Below are 1234 nucleotides of genomic sequence, written 5' to 3'. Positions count from 1 at the left end.
TGGTAAGACCCCACTTCCCTAGACACTTAATAGTTATATAATTCAACAAACTCTGAGGTGTTGTTATGAGCGGAAAACGCTACACAGAAGAATTCAAAATCCAAGCCGTTGAACAAGTCACTAAGCACGGTCATACACTTAACTCAACCGCTGAGCGGCTGGGAGTGAGCTACAAATCGCTTTGCGACTGGGTTAAAAGATATGAAAAACCAGCAGAGCAGCGTCAGCAAGAAGATGATCAAAACGCTGAAATCAGGAAGCTAAAAGCCGAGTTAAAGCGGGTGACCATGGAAAGGGACATATTAAAGGAAGCCGCCGTGTACTTTGCCGGGGAGTCAAAGAAAAGTACACGTTCATAAGCGAGCGACTTCAGCGATACCCTTTGAAAGTGATGTGCCAAATCCTTGAAATCCAACGCAGTGGATTCTATGCGTGGCAGCGCAAGCCGGTAAGTTGTCGTGCGAAAGAGGATCAACGTTTACTCGGTAAAATTAAGCAGTTTTGGCTTGAGAGTGGATGTGTTTATGGTTATCGCAATATCACTATCGATCTTCGAGGTGATGGTGAGTCTTGTGGGAAGAACAGGGTTTATCGCTTGATGAAGCAAGCCAATATAAAAGCGGTGCGAGGCTATAAGCGCCACCCATGCTTTGGTCGAGGTAAGCCTCATATAGCCGCTCCAAACGTTCTAGACAGGGGATTTAACGTTGACAAGCCAGACCGAGCTTGGGTAACTGATTTCACTTACATCCGGACGCACGAAGGATGGCTATACTTGACGGTTGTCATCGACTTATTTTCTAGGAAAGTGGTTGGTTGGACAATGAAAAGCAGTCCCAAATCTGACCTAGTCATCGACGCATTGTTGATGGCTATTTGGCGCCGAAGGCCCAAAGGCAAGGTACTGATCCACTCTGATCAAGGGGTTCAATATACGTCGGGTGATTGGAAGAGCTTCCTGAAAGCGCACAATATGGAAATCAGCATGAGCCGAAAAGGAAACTGCCATGACAATGCTGTGGCTGAAAGCTTTTTCTCACTGCTTAAGAAAGATCGCGTAAAGAAAAGAATCTACAAAACCCGCGCTGAAGCGCGGTCAGAGATATTTGATTATATCGAGTGTTTCTACAATCCCAGACGAAATCATGGTACTAATGGTGGACTGTCACCAAATGACTATGAAAGACAGTATTTTCAGGAGCTTGAGAGTGTATAGAGTTCTGGGGTCTTACCA

General features: G+C 45.5%; 1 protein-coding gene. It reads left to right on the top strand.

What is annotated here, in order from left to right:
• Window positions 1-65 precede the first annotated feature (65 nt).
• Window positions 66-1216 (top strand): IS3 family transposase gene (locus ACSTTG_RS24135; protein ID WP_438476617.1). Its coding sequence is split into 2 segments (ribosomal slippage): window positions 66-303 and window positions 303-1216, totalling 1152 coding nucleotides; the frame shifts between segments, so codons are not numbered across the junction.
• Window positions 1217-1234: the final 18 nt, after the last annotated feature.

Origin of the sequence: Vibrio glycogenivorans, assembly GCF_051660965.1 — a bacterium.
GTDB lineage: Bacteria > Pseudomonadota > Gammaproteobacteria > Enterobacterales > Vibrionaceae > Vibrio.
Note: the sequence above shows the minus strand (reverse complement) of the source record. Positions and strands in the feature narration are given on the sequence as shown.